The organism is Pseudomonas sp. HS6, from assembly GCF_023375815.1.
In the GTDB taxonomy this organism is placed as follows: Bacteria; Pseudomonadota; Gammaproteobacteria; order Pseudomonadales; family Pseudomonadaceae; genus Aquipseudomonas.
The window spans coordinates 5,665,776-5,683,603 of record NZ_CP067412.1 but is presented as its reverse complement, the minus strand read 5'-3'; the positions used below and the strand labels follow the sequence as shown (position 1 = coordinate 5,683,603).

General features: G+C 60.5%; 15 protein-coding genes. 4 read left to right on the top strand and 11 right to left on the bottom strand.

From position 1 onward, the window contains the following. The first annotated feature begins 9 nt into the window (after positions 1 to 9). The 3 genes from JJN09_RS25820 to JJN09_RS25810 are packed head-to-tail and all read left to right on the top strand — an operon-like array spanning position 10 to position 5,218. A complete protein-coding gene (locus JJN09_RS25820) occupies positions 10 to 1,113 on the top strand; it encodes an efflux RND transporter periplasmic adaptor subunit (protein ID WP_249484319.1) in 1,104 nt (367 codons plus the stop codon). Beyond that, positions 1,110 to 2,174 carry an efflux RND transporter periplasmic adaptor subunit gene (locus JJN09_RS25815; protein ID WP_249484318.1) on the top strand — a complete coding sequence of 355 codons (1,065 nt, stop codon included), beginning with the start codon at positions 1,110 to 1,112 and terminating at the stop codon, positions 2,172 to 2,174. The genes JJN09_RS25820 and JJN09_RS25815 overlap by 4 nt, the downstream gene beginning before the upstream one ends. Beyond that, on the top strand, positions 2,171 to 5,218 hold the full coding sequence (locus JJN09_RS25810; RefSeq protein ID WP_249484317.1) for an efflux RND transporter permease subunit: 3,048 nt from the start codon (positions 2,171 to 2,173) through the stop codon (positions 5,216 to 5,218). The genes JJN09_RS25815 and JJN09_RS25810 overlap by 4 nt, the downstream gene beginning before the upstream one ends. Positions 5,219 to 5,252: 34 nt before the next feature. On the opposite strand, the gene JJN09_RS25805 is transcribed toward JJN09_RS25810, so the two are convergent. Next, positions 5,253 to 5,879, bottom strand: coding sequence for a bifunctional 2-polyprenyl-6-hydroxyphenol methylase/3-demethylubiquinol 3-O-methyltransferase UbiG (locus tag JJN09_RS25805; protein ID WP_249484316.1), 627 nt, complete (start codon positions 5,877 to 5,879; stop codon positions 5,253 to 5,255). Positions 5,880 to 6,189: 310 nt separating this feature from the next. Here JJN09_RS25805 and JJN09_RS25800 point away from each other — a divergent pair, with 310 nt between their 5' ends. Continuing rightward, complete coding sequence (locus JJN09_RS25800; protein WP_249484315.1) at positions 6,190 to 7,467, top strand: hypothetical protein; 1,278 nt, start codon at positions 6,190 to 6,192, stop codon at positions 7,465 to 7,467. Between the two features lie 12 nt (positions 7,468 to 7,479). On the opposite strand, the gene JJN09_RS25795 is transcribed toward JJN09_RS25800, so the two are convergent. From JJN09_RS25795 to tcyJ, 10 genes are all read right to left on the bottom strand, one after another. Next, positions 7,480 to 8,124, bottom strand: a complete 645-nt coding sequence (locus JJN09_RS25795) for a methionine ABC transporter permease (RefSeq protein WP_249484314.1) — start codon at positions 8,122 to 8,124, stop codon at positions 7,480 to 7,482. Continuing rightward, positions 8,114 to 9,238 (bottom strand): methionine ABC transporter ATP-binding protein, encoded by a 1,125-nt coding sequence (locus JJN09_RS25790; protein ID WP_249484313.1) that lies wholly within the window; start codon positions 9,236 to 9,238, stop codon positions 8,114 to 8,116. The genes JJN09_RS25795 and JJN09_RS25790 overlap by 11 nt, the downstream gene beginning before the upstream one ends. A gap of 2 nt (positions 9,239 to 9,240) precedes the next feature. Next, positions 9,241 to 10,050 carry a MetQ/NlpA family ABC transporter substrate-binding protein gene (locus tag JJN09_RS25785; protein ID WP_249484312.1) on the bottom strand — a complete coding sequence of 270 codons (810 nt, stop codon included), beginning with the start codon at positions 10,048 to 10,050 and terminating at the stop codon, positions 9,241 to 9,243. Between the two features lie 125 nt (positions 10,051 to 10,175). Then, complete coding sequence (locus JJN09_RS25780; RefSeq protein WP_249484311.1) at positions 10,176 to 11,528, bottom strand: LLM class flavin-dependent oxidoreductase; 1,353 nt, start codon at positions 11,526 to 11,528, stop codon at positions 10,176 to 10,178. Further along, complete coding sequence (locus tag JJN09_RS25775) at positions 11,528 to 12,721, bottom strand: SfnB family sulfur acquisition oxidoreductase (RefSeq protein WP_249484310.1); 1,194 nt, start codon at positions 12,719 to 12,721, stop codon at positions 11,528 to 11,530. The genes JJN09_RS25780 and JJN09_RS25775 overlap by 1 nt, the downstream gene beginning before the upstream one ends. A gap of 25 nt (positions 12,722 to 12,746) precedes the next feature. Continuing rightward, positions 12,747 to 13,988 (bottom strand): SfnB family sulfur acquisition oxidoreductase, encoded by a 1,242-nt coding sequence (locus JJN09_RS25770; RefSeq protein WP_249484309.1) that lies wholly within the window; start codon positions 13,986 to 13,988, stop codon positions 12,747 to 12,749. A gap of 209 nt (positions 13,989 to 14,197) precedes the next feature. After that, positions 14,198 to 14,962, bottom strand: a complete 765-nt coding sequence (locus JJN09_RS25765) for a hypothetical protein (protein ID WP_249484308.1) — start codon at positions 14,960 to 14,962, stop codon at positions 14,198 to 14,200. Between the two features lie 473 nt (positions 14,963 to 15,435). Further along, positions 15,436 to 16,185, bottom strand: coding sequence for an L-cystine ABC transporter ATP-binding protein TcyN (gene tcyN, locus JJN09_RS25760; protein ID WP_249484307.1), 750 nt, complete (start codon positions 16,183 to 16,185; stop codon positions 15,436 to 15,438). Positions 16,186 to 16,189: 4 nt separating this feature from the next. Then, the gene (tcyL, locus tag JJN09_RS25755) at positions 16,190 to 16,855 is read right to left on the bottom strand and encodes a cystine ABC transporter permease (RefSeq protein ID WP_085733348.1); all 666 of its coding nucleotides are present in this window, start codon (positions 16,853 to 16,855) and stop codon (positions 16,190 to 16,192) included. Next, the gene (tcyJ, locus tag JJN09_RS25750) at positions 16,855 to 17,655 is read right to left on the bottom strand and encodes a cystine ABC transporter substrate-binding protein (protein ID WP_096821892.1); all 801 of its coding nucleotides are present in this window, start codon (positions 17,653 to 17,655) and stop codon (positions 16,855 to 16,857) included. Before tcyJ ends, tcyL begins: the two co-directional genes overlap by 1 nt. Positions 17,656 to 17,828: the final 173 nt, after the last annotated feature.

Sequence of the window (17,828 nt, the reverse complement as noted above, 5' to 3'; positions counted from 1 at the left end):
GGAGTCTGCATGGCGAGTCCCGGATTGAAAACAGCGGTCATGTTGAGCCTGCTCGCTTTGCTCGCGGCCTGCAGTGAAAAGAAGCCTCCTCAGGAATACCTGCCGAGGGTCTTTGTGCAGGAAGTGAAACCCGCTGACTTCGCGGCCTCCGTGACCCTTACCGGTGACGTACAGGCACGGGTGCAGACTCAGTTGTCGTTCCGGGTTGGCGGCAAGATCATCCAGCGTATGGTAGATGTCGGTGACCGCGTCTCCGCCAGGCAAGTGCTGGCCAAGCTCGATCCCAAGGATTTGCAGACCAACGTCGACTCCGCGCAAGCCCAGGTGGTGGCCGAACAGGCCCGCGTGAAACAGAGCGCGGCGGCGTTTATGCGTCAGCAAAAACTGTTGCCCAAGGGTTATACCAGCCAAAGCGAATTCGACTCCGCGCAGGCTGCTTTGCACAGTAGCCAAAGTGCTCTCAGCGCGGCGCAGGCGCAATTGGCCAATGCCAAGGATCAACTCAGCTACACCGCACTGATTGCCGATGCCCCGGGCATCATCACCGAGCGCCAGGCCGAAGTTGGCCAAGTGGTTCAGGCGACCGCTCCGATCTTCACGCTGGCCCGGGACGGCGACCGTGACGCAGTGTTCAACGTGTACGAATCGCTGCTGTCCCAGCGGCCCGCGGATCGTTCGATTGTCGTCAGCCTGCTCGACAACCCCGCGATCAAAACCACGGGCACCGTACGTGAAATCACCCCGGCCGTGTCGGCGCAGTCCGGTACGGTGCAGGTCAAAGTCACCCTCGACAGTCTGCCGCAAGGCATGCAGCTTGGCTCAGTGGTCAGCGCCACCGCCAAGGGCAGCGGCAAATCGGCGGTGGAGCTGCCGTGGTCGGCCCTGACCAAAAACATCAGCGAACCTGCGGTGTGGATGGTGGACGATAAGGGCGAGGCGCAACTGCACAACGTCACCGTCGGCCGCTACCTGACCGGGCACGTGATCATCAGCGAAGGACTCAAGGGCGGCGAAAAAGTGATTGTTGCCGGTGGGCAACTGCTGCACCCGGGCATGAAAGTCGAGATCGCCGAGAACACCTACAAGGATCTGCAACCGGGAGCGCAACCATGAAGCCTTTGTGGGTGCTGTCCATCGGGCTGCTGCTAGGTGCCTGTTCAAAAAGCGAGCCACCGCCGGAACCGGTGCGGCCGGTGCTGTCGATCAAGGTCGAAGCGCTGAGCGAGGAAACTCTCGGCCGTTTCGCCGGCAGCATTCAGGCGCGCTACGAGAGCAACACCGGTTTTCGCGTCGGCGGGCGCATCGCCAGCCGTAACGTCGATGTCGGCGCCGAGGTGGAGAAGGGCACCTTGCTCGCCACCCTCGATCCCTCCGACCAGCAGAACCAGTTGCGCTCGGCCCAGGGCGACCTGGCGAAAGTCGAGGCGCAACTGATCAACGCCCAGGCCAACGCCCGGCGTCAGCAGGCGCTGTTTGATCGCGGGGTCGGCGCCCAAGCGCAACTGGACATCGCCACCACCGATCTGAAAACCACCCAGGCGTCTCTCGACCAGGCGCGGGCGGCGGTGAACCAGAGCAAGGATCAGCTCGGCTACACCGAACTGCGTTCCGACCACAAAGCCGTGGTCACTGCATGGAACGCCGAGGCCGGGCAAGTGGTCACGGCCGGCCAGCAAGTGGTGACGCTGGCGCAACCGGACATCAAGGAAGCGGTGATCGATCTGCCGGACACGCTGGTCGACCAGATCCCCAGCGACGTGGTGTTTCTGGTGGCCGGGCAACTCGATCCGAGCATCAACACCACGGCGGTCATCCGTGAAATCGAACCTCAGGCGCAAAGCGCCACCCGTACCCGTCGTGCGCGTTTGACGCTGGCTGCCACGCCACCCGGATTCCGTCTTGGCACGGCAATCAGCGTGACCCTCAGTTCAGCGATCAAGCCGCGCATCGAACTGCCTGCGACAGCCTTGCAGGAGGTCGACGTCAAAACCCGGATCTGGGTGATCGACCCGCAAAGCAAAACCGTTGCCCCGCGTGACGTCAGCGTGACCCGCCGCACCGACAGCACCGTGGTGCTGGCCGGCGGGGTCAAGTCCGGCGAGCGTGTGGTCAGTGCCGGCGTCAACAGTCTCAAGCCCGGACAAGCCGTGAAACTCGACGAGGACAGTCAATGAAAGGGTCTTTCAATCTCTCCGAATGGGCCCTCAAACATCAGTCGTTCGTCTGGTATCTGATGTTCGTCGGTCTGCTGATGGGGGTGTTTTCGTACTTCAATCTGGGGCGTGAGGAAGACCCGTCGTTCACCATCAAGACCATGGTGATTCAGACCAAATGGCCGGGCGCGACCCAGGAGGAAACCCTCAAGCAGGTCACCGACCGCATCGAGAAAAAACTCGAAGAACTCGATTCCCTCGATTACGTGAAAAGCTACACGCGCCCCGGCGAGTCAACGGTCTACGTCTACCTGCGCGACACTACCAGCGCCAAGGACATCCCGGAAATCTGGTACCAGGTGCGCAAGAAGATCAACGACATTCGCGGTCAGTTTCCCCAGGGCATTCAGGGGCCGGGATTCAACGACGAGTTCGGTGATGTGTTCGGCTCGGTCTATGCGTTCACCGCCGACGGCCTGACGATGCGTCAGTTGCGCGATTATGTGGAACAGGCTCGGGCCGAGATCCGCAATGTGCCGGGGCTGGGCAAGATCGAGATGGTCGGTCAGCAGGACGAGGTGATCTATCTGAACTTCTCGACCCGCAAACTGGCGGCGCTGGGTATCGACCAGCGCCAGGTGGTGCAAAGCCTGCAATCGCAGAACGCCGTGACCCCGGCAGGTGTGATCGAGGCCGGACCGGAACGCATTTCGGTGCGCACCTCCGGGCAGTTCGCCTCGGAAAAGGATCTGGCCGAGGTCAATCTCAAACTCAATGATCGCTTCTATCGTCTGGCCGACATCGCCGATATCAGCCGTGGTTATGTCGACCCGGCGTCACCGGAGTTCCGCTTCGACGGCAAACCCGCCATCGGCCTGGCGATTGCCATGCAGAAGGGCGGCAACGTTCAGGCGTTCGGTAAAGCCCTGCACGCGCGCATCGACCAACTCACGGCTGACCTGCCGGTCGGCGTCGGTGTCCATACCGTCTCCGATCAGGCAGTGGTGGTGGAGGAGGCCGTCGGCGGCTTTACCAGTGCGTTGTTTGAAGCGGTGATCATCGTGCTGGTGGTGAGTTTCATCAGCCTCGGCGTGCGCGCCGGGCTGGTGGTGGCGTGTTCGATTCCGCTGGTGCTGGCGATGGTGTTCGTGTTCATGGAATACAGCGGCATTACCATGCAACGGATTTCCCTCGGTGCGCTGATCATTGCCCTCGGCTTGCTGGTGGACGACGCGATGATCACCGTGGAGATGATGGTCACGCGCCTGGAGATGGGCGAGACCAAAGAGCAGGCTGCCACGTTCGCCTACACCTCCACGGCGTTTCCGATGCTCACTGGTACGCTGGTGACCGTGGCCGGTTTTGTGCCGATCGGTCTGAACGCCAGTTCGGCGGGTGAGTACACCTTTACCCTGTTTGCAGTGATCGCGGTGGCAATGCTGGTGTCGTGGATCGTCGCCGTGCTGTTCGCCCCGGTGATCGGCGTGCACATTCTCAGCACCAATGTAAAACCCCACGAAGCCGAGCCAGGGCGTATCGGGCGCGCCTTCAATCATGGTTTGCTGTGGTCGATGCGCAACCGCTGGTGGTGCATCGGCATCACCGTGCTGTGCTTCGTGCTGGCGGTGTTCTGCATGCGCTTCGTGCAGAATCAGTTCTTCCCGTCTTCAGATCGCCCGGAAATCCTGGTCGACCTGAACCTGCCGCAAAACGCCTCGATCGATGAGACTCGCAAGGCCGTCGACAAACTCGAAGCCACGCTCAAGGGCGACGCGGACATCGTGCGCTGGAGCACTTACATCGGTCAGGGTGCGATCCGTTTCTACCTGCCGCTGGATCAGCAACTGCAGAACCCGTACTACGCGCAACTGGTGATCGTCAGCAAAGACTTCAAGGCCCGCGAAGCCTTGAGCCAGCGTCTGCGTGATCGTCTGCGCAAGGACTTCGTCGGCATCGGCAGTTACGTGCAGGCTCTGGAAATGGGGCCGCCGGTCGGTCGGCCGATCCAGTACCGGGTCAGCGGCAAGGACATCGACCAGGTGCGCAAGCACGCCATCGACTTGGCCACCGAACTGGACAAGAGTCCGCACATCGGCGAGATCATTTATGACTGGAACGAGCCAGGCAAAGTCCTGCGTATCGACATCGCCCAAGATAAGGCGCGCCAGCTCGGACTGTCATCGGAGGACGTGGCCAACCTGATGAACAGCATTGTCAGTGGCTCGCCGCTGACCCAGGTCGACGACGATATCTACCTGATCAACGTGGTCGGGCGCGCGGTGGATTCCGAACGCGGTACGCCGGAAACCCTGCAAAACCTGCAGATCGTCACGCCCAACGGCACGTCGATTCCGCTGCTGGCCTTCGCCACGGTGCGTTATGAACTGGAGCAGCCGCTGGTGTGGCGTCGCGACCGTTTGCCGACCATCACCATCAAGGCCTCGGTGCGCGATGAAATCCAGCCGACCGACCTCGTCAAAGTCTTAAAGCCAACGATTGATGACTTCGCCGCCAAACTGCCGGTGGGCTACAAGGTCGCCACCGGCGGTACGGTCGAGGAGAGCGGCAAGGCGCAGGGGCCGATTGCCAAGGTGTTGCCGCTGATGCTGTTCCTGATGGCGACGTTCCTGATGATCCAGCTGCACAGCGTGCAGAAGCTGTTCCTGGTGGCCAGTGTCGCGCCGCTCGGACTGATCGGCGTGGTGCTGGCGCTGGTGCCGACCGGTACGCCGATGGGTTTCGTGGCGATCCTGGGGATTCTGGCGCTGATCGGCATCATCATCCGCAACTCGGTGATCCTCGTGACGCAGATCGAAGAGTACGAGCAAAAAGGCTATGCACCCTGGGATGCGGTGGTGGAAGCGACCGAGCACCGGCGCCGGCCGATCTTGCTCACCGCGGCGGCGGCGAGCATGGGCATGATCCCGATCGCCCGGGAAGTGTTCTGGGGGCCGATGGCCTACGCGATGATCGGCGGGATTGTGGTGGCGACACTGCTGACGCTGCTGTTTCTGCCCGCGCTGTATGTGGCCTGGTACAAGATTCGCGAGCCGAAGAAAAATTAGTTCAAAAGCATCCCTCACCCTGGGGTGAGGGGAATCAGATCTTGCGCCAGACACTCGCCAACCAGGGCTGCTGCTCCCGCGGCAGCCCTGTCGGCCGGTAGTAGTGTTCCAGCTCGACAAAACCGGCAGCGCTCAGCAATCCGCGCCACGCTTCCAGATCGTGATACGAGCCATAACGCGGCCCGTTCCAGCCTTCACGGTTGTCCCCGCGCGGATTGGAACTGAACAACACACCACCCGGTTTCAATGTCCCGTGCAGTTGCTGCAGAACCTGTGGCAACGCCTGCAACGGCACATGAAAAAGCACCGCATTGGCGAAGATGCCGTCAAAGCGTTCTGCCGGCAGATCCAGCTTCAGAAAATCCTGACACCACACCTCGCAGCCACTGTCTTCCCGGGCCATCTGCGCGAATTTTTCTGCACCGTCGAGGCCGACAGCGATGTGATCCAAGCGGGTAAAAGTCTGCAAATCCCGACCCGGGCCGCAGCCGAAGTCGAGGATGGAAAACGGCGCCTCAGCCTGAATGTGTCGCAACAGTGCATCGATATTCTGACTGACATCGTGATCGCGGGTGCCTTCACGAAAGTCCTCGGCCACGGCGTTGTAGTGGGCGAGGGTGGTGGAGGTGATCTGTTCCAGATCGGAGGGGGTCTGCTTCATGGTCGGGCTGCAGTGGCAATCGGGTTTGCCGAATATACGCCATACACGATCAGGCCAACGCACGGGCAGTACCTATGTACCTCCCCGAATCCTCCGAGGGCCGTTGAAATGACGCCTGCGCGATAGATGACTTTCGCGATGCCGGTCCGGGTTTTCCGGGACTGAACTCACTTGGAAAGGAATTCGCATGGCCATCGGACGTAAACCCCGCGCCACTCCACCGCCCCTAGCGCCAGATTTGCCCCCGATTCGCACAAGGCCCGTTGATATACACCGGTTTGACGAGCCTTCGTCAAAGGTTGCACGCACCATGCTTCCCGACATAGATAACAACTCCGGATTACCCGCAGCGCTCGACGACTCCATGCGGGTGACCCCGCTGCAGGTAGCCGAGACCGCATCGATTCGTTCAATGGTGATCTCACTGGATCCTTATCGGTTGCGTTTTCCGGCCGGTTTGCCGGCTGCCGATATCCAGGGCCTGCGGCATTTCAAGGGGCGCCATTTCGTCGACATCGCCCCGGGCGAGATCGTGCAGGTTCGTCAGGATGTGATAACCGGCGAGTACCGGGCGACGTTGACATCCGAACCGTTTGCAATGGGTCCGGCACTTGTTTTTGATCGCCAGTCGATGATCTGGAAGGCCGCTCAGCCTTCGATACTCTCCGATATCGGCAACGTCATGAATCAAGGATCGGGTCGCACGCCTTCAGGCGACCTGAATTCGACAAGTGCGCAAGGAAAACTCTACGAGGGCCGGGACGACATCTTCGAGCGCCGGGCCTCCCGAGACTCAGCCATTGTCGCGCGTGGACTCGGACAGTTTGCCCCGGAGTACGCCGACGTCCTGCATTCGGAATTGAAAGCAGCACAGATGATTTTTGCCGATGCGAACACGGCGTCCGGTAGGAGCTATGTCGAGGCCGACGACGTTCTTCAGGGATATTTCGGTCGGCATCATGCGTTGGTCAAGGATCGGTTTGCCGATTGCCTGTCGCGAGGTGAAGCCCTTTCAAAGGAGTATCAAGGGCCGTGGGGCCTGGACAAGTTTGTCGCCGTGGATTTTGACCAGGGTCGCAGGGCGTGGATGTACTCGCTCGATTTCCATGGCCGGTTCTTCATCAGCCAGAACCATATCCATGAAGGGGATTTTGCTGCCGTACTGGGACACGAAATACTGCACACGATCAGGGTCAACCGATTCCGAAATGTCGGACCGGGCGCACTGGATTTCTTTTACCTGGACGCCCGTATGGCAAACGCTCTGGATCGCCCCGTTCCTGTCTACGACATAGCCGAGCGCGGTGTCAGCGAAGTCATCATGGACGGCGGTCTGACAGTGGCGTATCTCGATGGATTCACTCGCGACCACAGCAGCTTCATTGCAGGCGTCCGGGACGGAGTGGGATTGCTCGAAAAACTGGATGTGCAGAGGGCGGTTGAACTGTTCAATGCCCTCCCCGCCCTAAGGACAAGGATGGCTTCGAACAATGCCGACAGCATCATTTACGCTGCGAAAAGCATGCAGGCACTGCACCTGGCCAGAACGGCCGACAGCCAACTGCTGATCAGCCTGCTGGAGAGTTGATACACAACCCATTTATCGTTTGTTCAACCCCCGGGCCAGCCGATCGCCGCCCAACTGAATCACCGCCACCAGCACCACCAGTAACACGATCACAGTCAGCATGATCTGGCTGTCAAAGCGCTGATAGCCATAGCGATAAGCGATGTCGCCCAAGCCGCCGGCGCCAATCGCTCCGGCCATTGCCGAGGAATTGATCATCGTCACCAGGGTGATGGTGAAACCGCCGACGATGCCTGGCAGCGCCTCAGGCAACAACACGTGCCAGATGATGTGCCAGCGCCGGCAGCCCATGGCCTGCGCGGCTTCGATCAAGCCGTGGTCGACTTCGCGCAGGCTCACCTCGGCGATCCGCGCAAAGAACGGCGTGGCCGCAATGGTCAGCGGCACAACGGCCGCCCACACACCGTACGTGGTGCCGACGATCAGCCGGGTGAACGGAATCAGCGCCACCATCAGGATCAGAAACGGGATCGAGCGAAACAGGTTCACGAACGCACCCAGAGCGCGATTGAGTACCGGCGCTTCGTAGATACCGCCCTTGTCGCTGGTGACCAGAATCACCGCCATGGGAATCCCGGCGAGCAACGCGATCAGCGACGACACGCCGACCATCAGAAACGTGTCGATGAAACCCTGCAGCAAGCGATCAAACCACATAACCCAGTACCTCCGTGCGTTGTGCCCATTGGCTGGCACGCTGGCGCAATTCCTCGGCGTTCAGCTTCGAGCCTGCCACCGCCAGCAACAATTGCCCGAGCGCGTGCCCCTGAATCCGTTCCACACCGCCCTGCAGCAGTTTCACCCGGCCACCGAGCGCGGCGAACAGCGCGGCCAGATCCGGTTCATCCTGCTGGCTGCCAGTGAACTGCAAACGCAGTACCACTGATGCATCGGACGACGACGGTTGCGCCTGCAATCGGCTTTGCAATTCTTCGGGCAAAGCGTATTGCAACGGCGCGAGCAACGTCTGGCTGACTTCGTGCTGCGGGTTGCCGAACACTTCCCAGACCGGGCCCTGCTCGACGATGCGTCCGTGTTCCAGTACGACGACGCGGTCGCAGATTTCCCGGATCACGGCCATCTCGTGAGTGATCAGCACGATGGTCAGGCCCAGGCGTTTGTTGATCTCGCGCAGCAGGCCGAGGATCGACTGGGTGGTTTCCGGGTCCAGCGCCGAAGTGGCTTCGTCACACAGCAGAATGTCCGGGTCGTGCACCAGCGCACGGGCGATGCCGACACGCTGTTTCTGCCCGCCGGACAGCTGCGCCGGATAGGCCTTGTGCTTGGCTTGCAGGCCCACCAGTTCCAACAGTTCGCGAACCTTTGTCTCCCGTTGCTCCTTCGGGACACCGGCGACTTTCAGCGGCAGTTCGACGTTCTGCCACACCGTTTTTGCCGACATCAGATTGAAGTGCTGGAAGATCATGCCGATCCGCCGACGCAGGGCGACGAGGCGATCCTCGTCGTACTCGCCGATGTCCACCTGATCGATCAGCACCCGGCCCGAGGTCGGTTGTTCGAGGCGGTTGATGGTACGGATCAGCGACGACTTGCCGGCGCCGCTGCGGCCGATGATGCCGAACACTTCACCGCGCTGGATTGCCAGGTCGATGCCTTGCAGGGCTGCGACCGGGCCTTGTTTGCCGTCGTAGGTTTTGCCGAGCCCGACGAAACGCACATGGGCGCGGTTCAGTTCGGGATGCAACTCGGTGCGCTGTGCCAGCGCGGGTGGCTCTGGAAGATCCAGTCGCCGTTGAATGGCTGCGGTCATCCTCAGCTTTCCCAACCGGCCTGGTACAGCTTGCCGTGGGCCTTATCCAGCGCGGCGCGTACGGCCGGCGAATGCTGGTAGATGTCGACGAACTTGATCAGGCGCGGGTCGGTTTTGCTCTTCGGCTGGATCACGAACTGGATCACGTATTCCTTGTGGTCGAGGCCGTCGAACAGCAGCGCAGAGCCGGCATCGAACGTCTTCGCCAGACGGATGTAGGCCGGGTAGCCCTGGACCAGATCGGCGTCATCGTAGGCGCGTACCAGTTGCACGGCTTCGACTTGCAGGATCTTGATCTTCTTCGGGTTGGCGACAATATCGTCTTCGGTGGCCTTGTAGCCGACGCCCGGTTTCAGGGTGATCAGGCCGGCCTTGGCCAGCAGTTGCAGGCCGCGACCGCTGTTGATCGGGTCGTTGGCGATAGCGACGCTGGCGCCTTCCGGCAACTCGTCGAAGCTTTTGTATTTCTTCGAGTACAGGCCGACGTTGTTGATGATCCCCGGCGCGAACGGCACCAGGTCGAAACCGGAGGCTGCCTTGGCGTTTTCCAGGAACGGGATGTGCTGGAAGTAGTTCACGTCGATGTCACCGGCCGCGAGGCTGACGTTGGGCGCGATCCAGTCGGTGAACTCCACGAGTTCGACTTTCAGGCCCTGTTTGGAGGCCTCTTCGACGGCGGCTTCCAGCGGAATCGCGAAGGCTGCGGTGGTGCCGATTTTCAACGGCGCGTCGGCGGCGAAAACGGCCGAGCTGAACAGGCCGAAGGCCAGGGCCAGTGCTTTGACTGGGTGGGAAAGAAGTGTCTTGGTCATAGGGTTTTTCCAGTCAGTGCATGAATTGTGTGGTGTCTGGTCGGGCCTCATCGCTGGCAAGCCAGCTCCCACAAGGATGTGTTGAGTTCACGAAACCTGTGGGAGCTGGCTTGCCAGCGATGCTTTTAGCGGCGGAATGAAGAGCCCGTGTGTTGCTCCGGCAGATGCGCTTCGCCGTGAAACAGTTTTTCCCGCAGGCTGCCGGTGTCGTACGCGGTCTTGTACGAGCCGCGTCGTTGCAGTTCCGGAATCACCAGGTCGATGAAATCCACGTAGCTTTCCGGGGTGACGATGCGGGTCAGGTTGAAACCGTCGAGGCCGGTTTCGGCGATCCACGATTCCAGCTCATCCGCCACTTGCTGCGGCGAGCCGACCACGGTGATGTAGCGCCCGCCGAGGGCGTGCTGGTCGAGCAACTTGCGCCGGGTCCAGTCATTGTTCTGCAGGTTTTTGGTGGCGGACTGGATCGCGTTGCTCTTCACGTACTGGATCGGTTCGTCGATTTCGTACTGGGAAAAATCGATCCCGGTGGACGCCGAAAAATGCGCCACGCCCGCCTCGGCGCTGGCATAGCTCAGGTACTCGGCGTGCTTGGCCCACGCCGCTTCCTCGGTCTCGCCGACGATCACGTTGAGGCCCATGAATACTTTGATGTCCTCGGGATTGCGACCCGCTTCGACGGCGCTGGCGCGGACCTTGTCCACTTGGACTTTGGTCGACGGCTTGTTCTGACCACTGATGAATACGCACTCGGCATGCCGCCCGGCGAACAGCAGACCGCGATCCGAACTGCCCGCCTGGAACAGCACCGGCGTGCGCTGCGGCGACGGCTCGCAGAGGTGATAACCCTCGACCTGATAGAACTCGCCCTTGTGCTCGACCTTATGCACTTTGTCTGGCTGCGCGTAGATCCGCTGCTGCGGATCGTTGAGCACTGCACCGTTTTCCCAACTGCCTTCCCAGAGTTTGTAGAGGACTTCGAGGTACTCGTCGGCCTGGTCGTAACGCCGGTCGTGCTCGACCTGCTCGCTCAGGCCCATGGCCTTGGCGGCGCTGTCCAGATAACCGGTGACGATGTTCCAGCCCACCCGTCCACGGCTCAGGTGATCGAGGGTCGACATGCGTCGGGCGAACAGATACGGCGGCTCGTAGGTAAGGTTGGCGGTCAGGCCGAAACCTAGATTTTTGGTCACCGCAGACATGGCCGACACCAGCAGCAGCGGATCGTTGACCGGCAGCTGGATCGACTCTTTCAGGGTGACGTCCACCGAGTTCTGATAGACGTCGTACACGCCGACGATGTCGGCGATGAACAGCCCGTCGAACAGCCCGCGCTCCAGCAGTTGCGCCAGTTCGGTCCAGTATTCGATGGTCTTGTATCGGGTCGAGGTGTCGCGTGGATGCGTCCACAACCCGTGGTTGATGTGGCCGATGCAGTTCATGTTGAACGCATTGAGCAGGATCTTTTTCTTGCTCATCAGATGGTCCCTCGCAGCGGAGGGTTTTCATCGTTGAGGTAGTAATTGCCCACCGCGTGATACTTCCAGCGTACCGGGTCGTGCAGGGTGTGCACCCGGGCGTTGCGCCAGTGACGATCGAGACCGTGTTCGATCAGGGTGGCCTGACTGCCGGCCAGTTCGAACAGGGTGCTGCCGGCGGCCAGGGAAATTTCGGTGCTGATCGCCCGTGCTTCGGCGACAGCAATCGACGCCGCTGCAACCGTCTCGGCGTTGGTCTCGACCTGGGCCGCGTCGAGGAATTCGCCGGCACGTTCGAGCAGTGCTTCGGTGGCGTGCAGGCGAATGCTCAAATGGCCGAAACTCTTGAGGGTCAGCGGGTCTTCGGTGGCTTTGTCATTGCCCGAGTCGATCCACGGCCGGGTCTTGCTGCGCACGAAGTGCAACGCATCTTCGTAAGCGGCGCGGGCGATGCCGGTGTCGATGGCGGCGTGAAGAATCTGCGCCAACGGGCCGACGGTGGTCGGGCGCTCGAAAGCGCTCTGGAACGGAATGACATCTTCGGCGGCGACGTACACGTCTTCGAACACCACTGAACCGCTGCCAGTGGTGCGCTGGCCGAAGCCGCTCCAGTCGTCGATCACGGTCAGGCCTTTACTGTCACGCGGGACGAACGCCAGTTGTTGCACGCCGTTTTCATCGACCACCGAGGTCGGAATGCGCTGGGCGTAAATCGCACCGGTTGAATAGAACTTGCGACCGTTGATGCGATAACCGCTGCCGTCGCGTATGAGGCTGGTGACACGGTCGTGGGCAGTCTTGGTGCCCAGCTCCGCCAAGGCATTGCCGAAGCGCTGGCCGGCGAGGACTTCAGCGTAGAGGCGTTGTTTCTGCTCGTGGCTGCCGTTCACCCGAAGCACTTCGAGGGCATAGAAATGGTTCTGCGGAATCTGCCCGAGCGAGCCATCGGCCCGGGCGATCAGGGCGATGACTTTGGCCAGCGTCACGTTGGAAACGCCGGCGCCGCCATACTCCTTGGGAACGCTGATGCCCCACAGGCCGGAGCGGGAAAACACGTCGAGCTCCGGCAGCGGCAGACGGCGTTCGCGGTCGCGCAGGTTGCTGTCGCGCTGGAAATCTTCGGCCAGGTCGCTGGCGACGATCAGGGCTTGCTCGTCGCTGGTGATGACCGCGACGGGATGGGAAAAGGTCATAGGTTTTTCTCCAGATGTCTGGTCGTCAGATCCAGGAATGGCGAGCCGGAAGTTTTCCGTTTAGGCGATAGGCGCCGACCGCGTGGTACTTCCAACGCACCGGGTCGTGCAGGGTGTGCACCCGGGCGTTGCGCCAGTGACGGTCGAGGTTGAATTCGGCGAGGGTGGCGCGGCTGCCGGCCAGCTCGAAGAGCTTTTCGCTGGCCAGCAGCGAGATTTCGGTGGTCAGCACTTTGGCTTCGGCCACGGCTATCGAAGCTCGGGCGGCCGACTCGGCAGTGAGCGGCGCGGCGTGCACCTGATCCAGCACTTGCCCGGCCTTGCGCAGCAACGCTTCGGCAGCGTGCAGTTCGATTTTCAGTTTGCCGATGTCGGCGATCACGTAGAGGTCGTCGCTGGCCCGTTCGACCTTGGCGTCGATCCACGGCCGGGCGCGCGTCTTGACGAATTCGATGGCGTCATCGATGGCGCCACGGGCGATGCCGGCGTCGATCGCTGCCTGAATCAACTGCGACACCGCGCCCTGGGTGTTGGGCTTTTCGTTGATCTTCCAGTTGTCCACCACAAGACCAGCGTCGACCCGCACGTTGTTCAGCAGGATCGTGCCGCTGGCAGTGGTGCGCTGGCCGAAACCCGACCAGTCGTCGACGATGCGCAGGCCGGGCGTGCCACGACGGACGAAGGCCAGCACTTGCTTGCCGTCATCGTTGAGTGCCTTGACCGCCACCCAATGGGCGAAGAGGGCGCCGGTGGAATAGAACTTCTGGCCGTTGATCACGTAGTCATCGCCATCGGCGGTGATGCGCGCTTTCAATTCCAGGGTGTCTTTGGTGCCGCGCTCAGGCCCGGCGTTACCGATGCGCCAGCCTTCGAGCACGCTTTGCAGCAGCTGCTGTTTCTGCTCTTCGGTGGCGCTGCCGAGGATCAGGTTGATGATGCCGAACTGGTTCTGCGGGATCTGTCCCAGTGCCGGGTCGGCCGCGGAAACGATCGCGAACACCTCGGCCAGGGTGACGAAGGAAACCTGCGGGCCGCCGTACTCGCGCGGGATGGCGATGCTGCCCAAACCGCTGCGGGTGAACTGTTCGATTTCCGACCACGGCAGCTTGCGTTGGCGGTCGCGTTTGGCGGCCTGCACGCGGGCGACTTGCGCCAGCTCATGGGCGGCCTTGATGGCTTGTGCGTCGTTGCGCAGCACTTGCGCGGGCAACAACAACGGGGCGATGTCCAGGTCACTCTGGACGTTTGCATCTGCCAGACTGGACATCAGTGCCGCTCCTTGGCTGCACGCAATGCCCTGGCGATTTGCACTGGGGTGATTGTGTTCCGGACCATGTTACCTACCTCACATCTCATGAAAAACGCCGCGAAAGTGCGGCGAACGAAAGAATGTCCGGTGGTCCGGTTCATATACCCTAAGCGTGTATAAATATTAAATAAACTAACTTTTAGGAATATGCATAGAAGATCAAAAGCTCACTCGGCTTTGCGCTCCGCGGCTATTGGAATCTGCTTCAGCGGCACTTTCAGATAAGGATTCACACAACCGATTTTCAGCGCCTGTGGCGGCGCCCAGCGCGAGTTGTTGCCGACCCGGTCGATGATGCAATAGGTCACATCCAGCCGCAGGTCTTCGCCGGCTTCGACAATGATTGCCGGGGGCACCCAGACCTGAATGCCGTGACCGACACCGGATTGGGTAATACGTGGCAGATCCATGCGCGCGTCGCCCCAGCGCAGGGTGATTTCGTCACCTTCGGCCATGTTCAGGTACGGCTCGATGGTCAGCGGGACGCCGCGCTTGATCTGGTTCGGGTTGACCCCGCGTCGGCGAATGATTTCGGGAAGGCTGACCGGCAGCAGGTACTGGTTTTCCTCTGCGCAGCTTGTCGCGAATTGCCCACCCGGGCAGTCGAGCTTGACCTGGAACCGCGCGCTGGCCGACAGCGCTGGTTTTCTTCCGACCTGCATGACCCGGTAGTGCACACGCGGCGAACCGCTGATGATGAAGCTTTCCGGCACTCGCAAGCTGATCGTGTTTCCGACATCCCCGGCATCCAGTACGCGGGAAGCGACGTAGCAGCCATCCCAGAACAACTCGATCAGGTCGCCGCCGTCCATGTCGTGCCAGGGCGCGATGTCGACCGAGAGGTTGACGGCCGCCATGAGGTTGATACCGGCCCCGTGGGATTTTTCCAGGGTCGGTGGTGCCAGCAGCAGGGTGTTTGAAATGCAGGTCATCGGTTTCTCTCCTTGAAGCCTTGCAGCGAAGTCCGTTTTCGAAAGAACGAATGGCGTGAATTACCCGGCAATAAAACTTCGGAGTTCCGTACAAGTTTGAACGTGTCTTGTTGAACTAGCGTGTGCCGGTTGGCGACTAGATAAGAGTTCGCCGGAAGAGCTGTCAAGCAAGTGGATTAGTTAATCCGTGAATTACGGATTAATCAGAAAAATCCTACATTGTCGCGGCTTTTGGCCTAGGCCTTATAAGGAAGCAGGCCACAGATTGCTGCGGTTTTCAGCGTGTTTCGCTGTGTGTTCTGCCGAAGCGGGAAATCAAGATGCGGCGAATTTTACGCGCAGGGAACGTGTTGCAGAACATATATATGTACTGCATTTTTAAGAAGTTGATTGTTTGTATTTAAAGGACGATTTTTATTTCGAGGAAACACTACTTCCATCCGTGGAAGTGAGTGATAGCACTTGCGAAGTTGTCAGCCGTTGTTGCGGAACTTGCTGAGAAACTGTCGTGTGCGTTCTTCTTTCGGATTGGCAAACAGCGCCTTTGCTTCACCTTGCTCGACGATCACACCCTTGTCGAAAAACACCACGCGGTTGGCCACGTCACGGGCGAACGCCATTTCGTGGGTGACGATAACCATGGTGCGTTTTTCTTCGGCCAGGCCGCGAATGGTCGCCAGTACTTCGCCGACCAGTTCCGGGTCGAGGGCCGATGTAGGCTCGTCGAACAGGATGACTTCCGGCTCCATCGCCAGCGCCCGGGCAATCGCCACGCGCTGTTGCTGGCCACCGGACAGGCGCCGTGGATAGGCGTCTTCCTTGCCCGCCAGGCCTACCTTGGCCATCAGTTTCTTGCCCAGGGCAATGGCAGCGTCACGGGGCATCTTCTTGACCACGATCGGGCCTTCGATGACGTTTTCCAGGGCGGTGCGGTGGGGGAACAGGTTGAAGTTCTGGAACACGAAGCCCACGTGCTGGCGCAGGTTGCGCACCAGGCTTTGCTGCTGGTTCAGCGGGCGGCTGGTATCGATCTCGATATCGCCGACCTTGATCCGGCCGCTGGTAGGTTGTTCGAGGAAGTTCAGGCAGCGCAGGAACGTCGTTTTTCCCGAACCGCTGGGGCCGATGATTGCCACGACCTCGCCTTCTTTCACTTCAAGATCGATGCCGTTGAGCACGACTTGACCCTTGAACTGCTTTGTCAGTTTTTCCACGACAATCATGGGGTCAGGACTCCTGGTCGTGCCGATTGACCCGCTCTTCCAACTTGTTCTGGAAGTGCGACAGCACCGTGGCCAGAATCCAGTAGATCAGCGCGGCGGCAAGATACATGGTGAAGACTTCGAAAGTCCGGGCGGTAATCAGCTGTGCCTGACGGAACAGCTCCGGCACCTGAATGGTGGCGGCCAGTGCGGTGTCCTTGACCAGTGAAATGAAGCTGTTGCCCAGCGGCGGCAAGGCCGTGCGCATCGCTTGCGGCAGGATGGCCCGGCGCAGGGTCTGCGCACGGGTCATGCCGATGCTCGCAGCCGCTTCCCACTGACCGCGCTCGATCGAACCGATTGCGGATCGCAGGATTTCACAGGCGTAAGCGGCCATGTTCAGCGAGAAGCCGATCAGGGCCGCCGGCAGCGGGTCGAGTTCCAGGCCCATTTGCGGCAAGCCGTAATAGATCACGAACAGCTGGACCAGCAACGGCGTGCCGCGAAAGAACGACACGTAGATGCGGGCCAGCCAGCTGACCGATTTGAAACGCGACAGGCGCATCAGCGCCAGGCCAAAGCCCAGCAGCAGACCGAAGAACATGCCGCCGAGGCTGAGGACTACCGTGTAGTACGCGCCCTTGAGCAGAAAGGGCGCGGAGTCCAGTGCGAGTTGGAAAGCTGCTTCCATTATTTAGTGACGTCAGCTTGGAAGTACTTTTCCGAGATCTTGGCCAGGGTCCCGTCGGCACGCAGCTCGTCGAGGGCCTTGTTCACGGCTGCCAGCAGTTCAGGCTCGCCTTTGCGCAGGGCGATACCGGATTCCTGACGGGAGAACGCCTGACCGGCCGCTACGGTTTTCGGGGCTTTCTTGGCGTATTCAAGTGCGGCCAGACGGTCGATCAGGATGGCATCGGTACGGCCGTTGTTCAGGTCGGCGAACTTGGTCGGATCATCGTCGTAGGTGCGCACGTCGGCACCCGGCACGTTGGCGCGAACCCATTGCTCGTAGTTGGTGCCCAGGCCCACACCGACTTTCTTGCCGGACAGGTCAGCGGCGGACTTGATGTTCAGCGCAGCTTCCTTGTCCTTCAGCACGAGTGCCTGAATACCGGAGATGGTGTACGGTTCGGAGAAGTCATACTTCTTCTTGCGCTCGTCGGAGATGGTCACTTGGTTGACCACGACGTCCAGACGCTTGGATTCCAGAGCGGCGAGGATGCCGTCCCACTTGGTTGGCTGAATCTTGGCCTTCACGCCCAGCTTCTTGGCCAGGGCTTCCGACAGTTCGACTTCGAAGCCCGACAGTTTGCCGTCGGCGTCGACGAAGCTGAACGGCGGATAAGTGCCTTCCAGGCCGACGTTGATAACGCCTTTGTCCTTGATCTGTTGCAGTTGCTCACCGGCAACGGCGCTGCTGATCAGACCGGCGCTCAGTGCCAGGCCCAGCGAACCTACCAGCAGATTTCGACGTAGTGCGGAAAGAATCATGACAAGCCCCTGTGTTTTCTTATGGAAGACGCTTAAGGAAAGTTGGCGAATCCGGGAGTTGAACGACAGCGCTATCCTGCCTTAAAGCAGCTTATGCGTCTCTCGCGAAATTCGCCTGTGGCGAGACTATAAGACGGTTTTTTTAGAATGGAAAATAATGAATTTTCTATTTG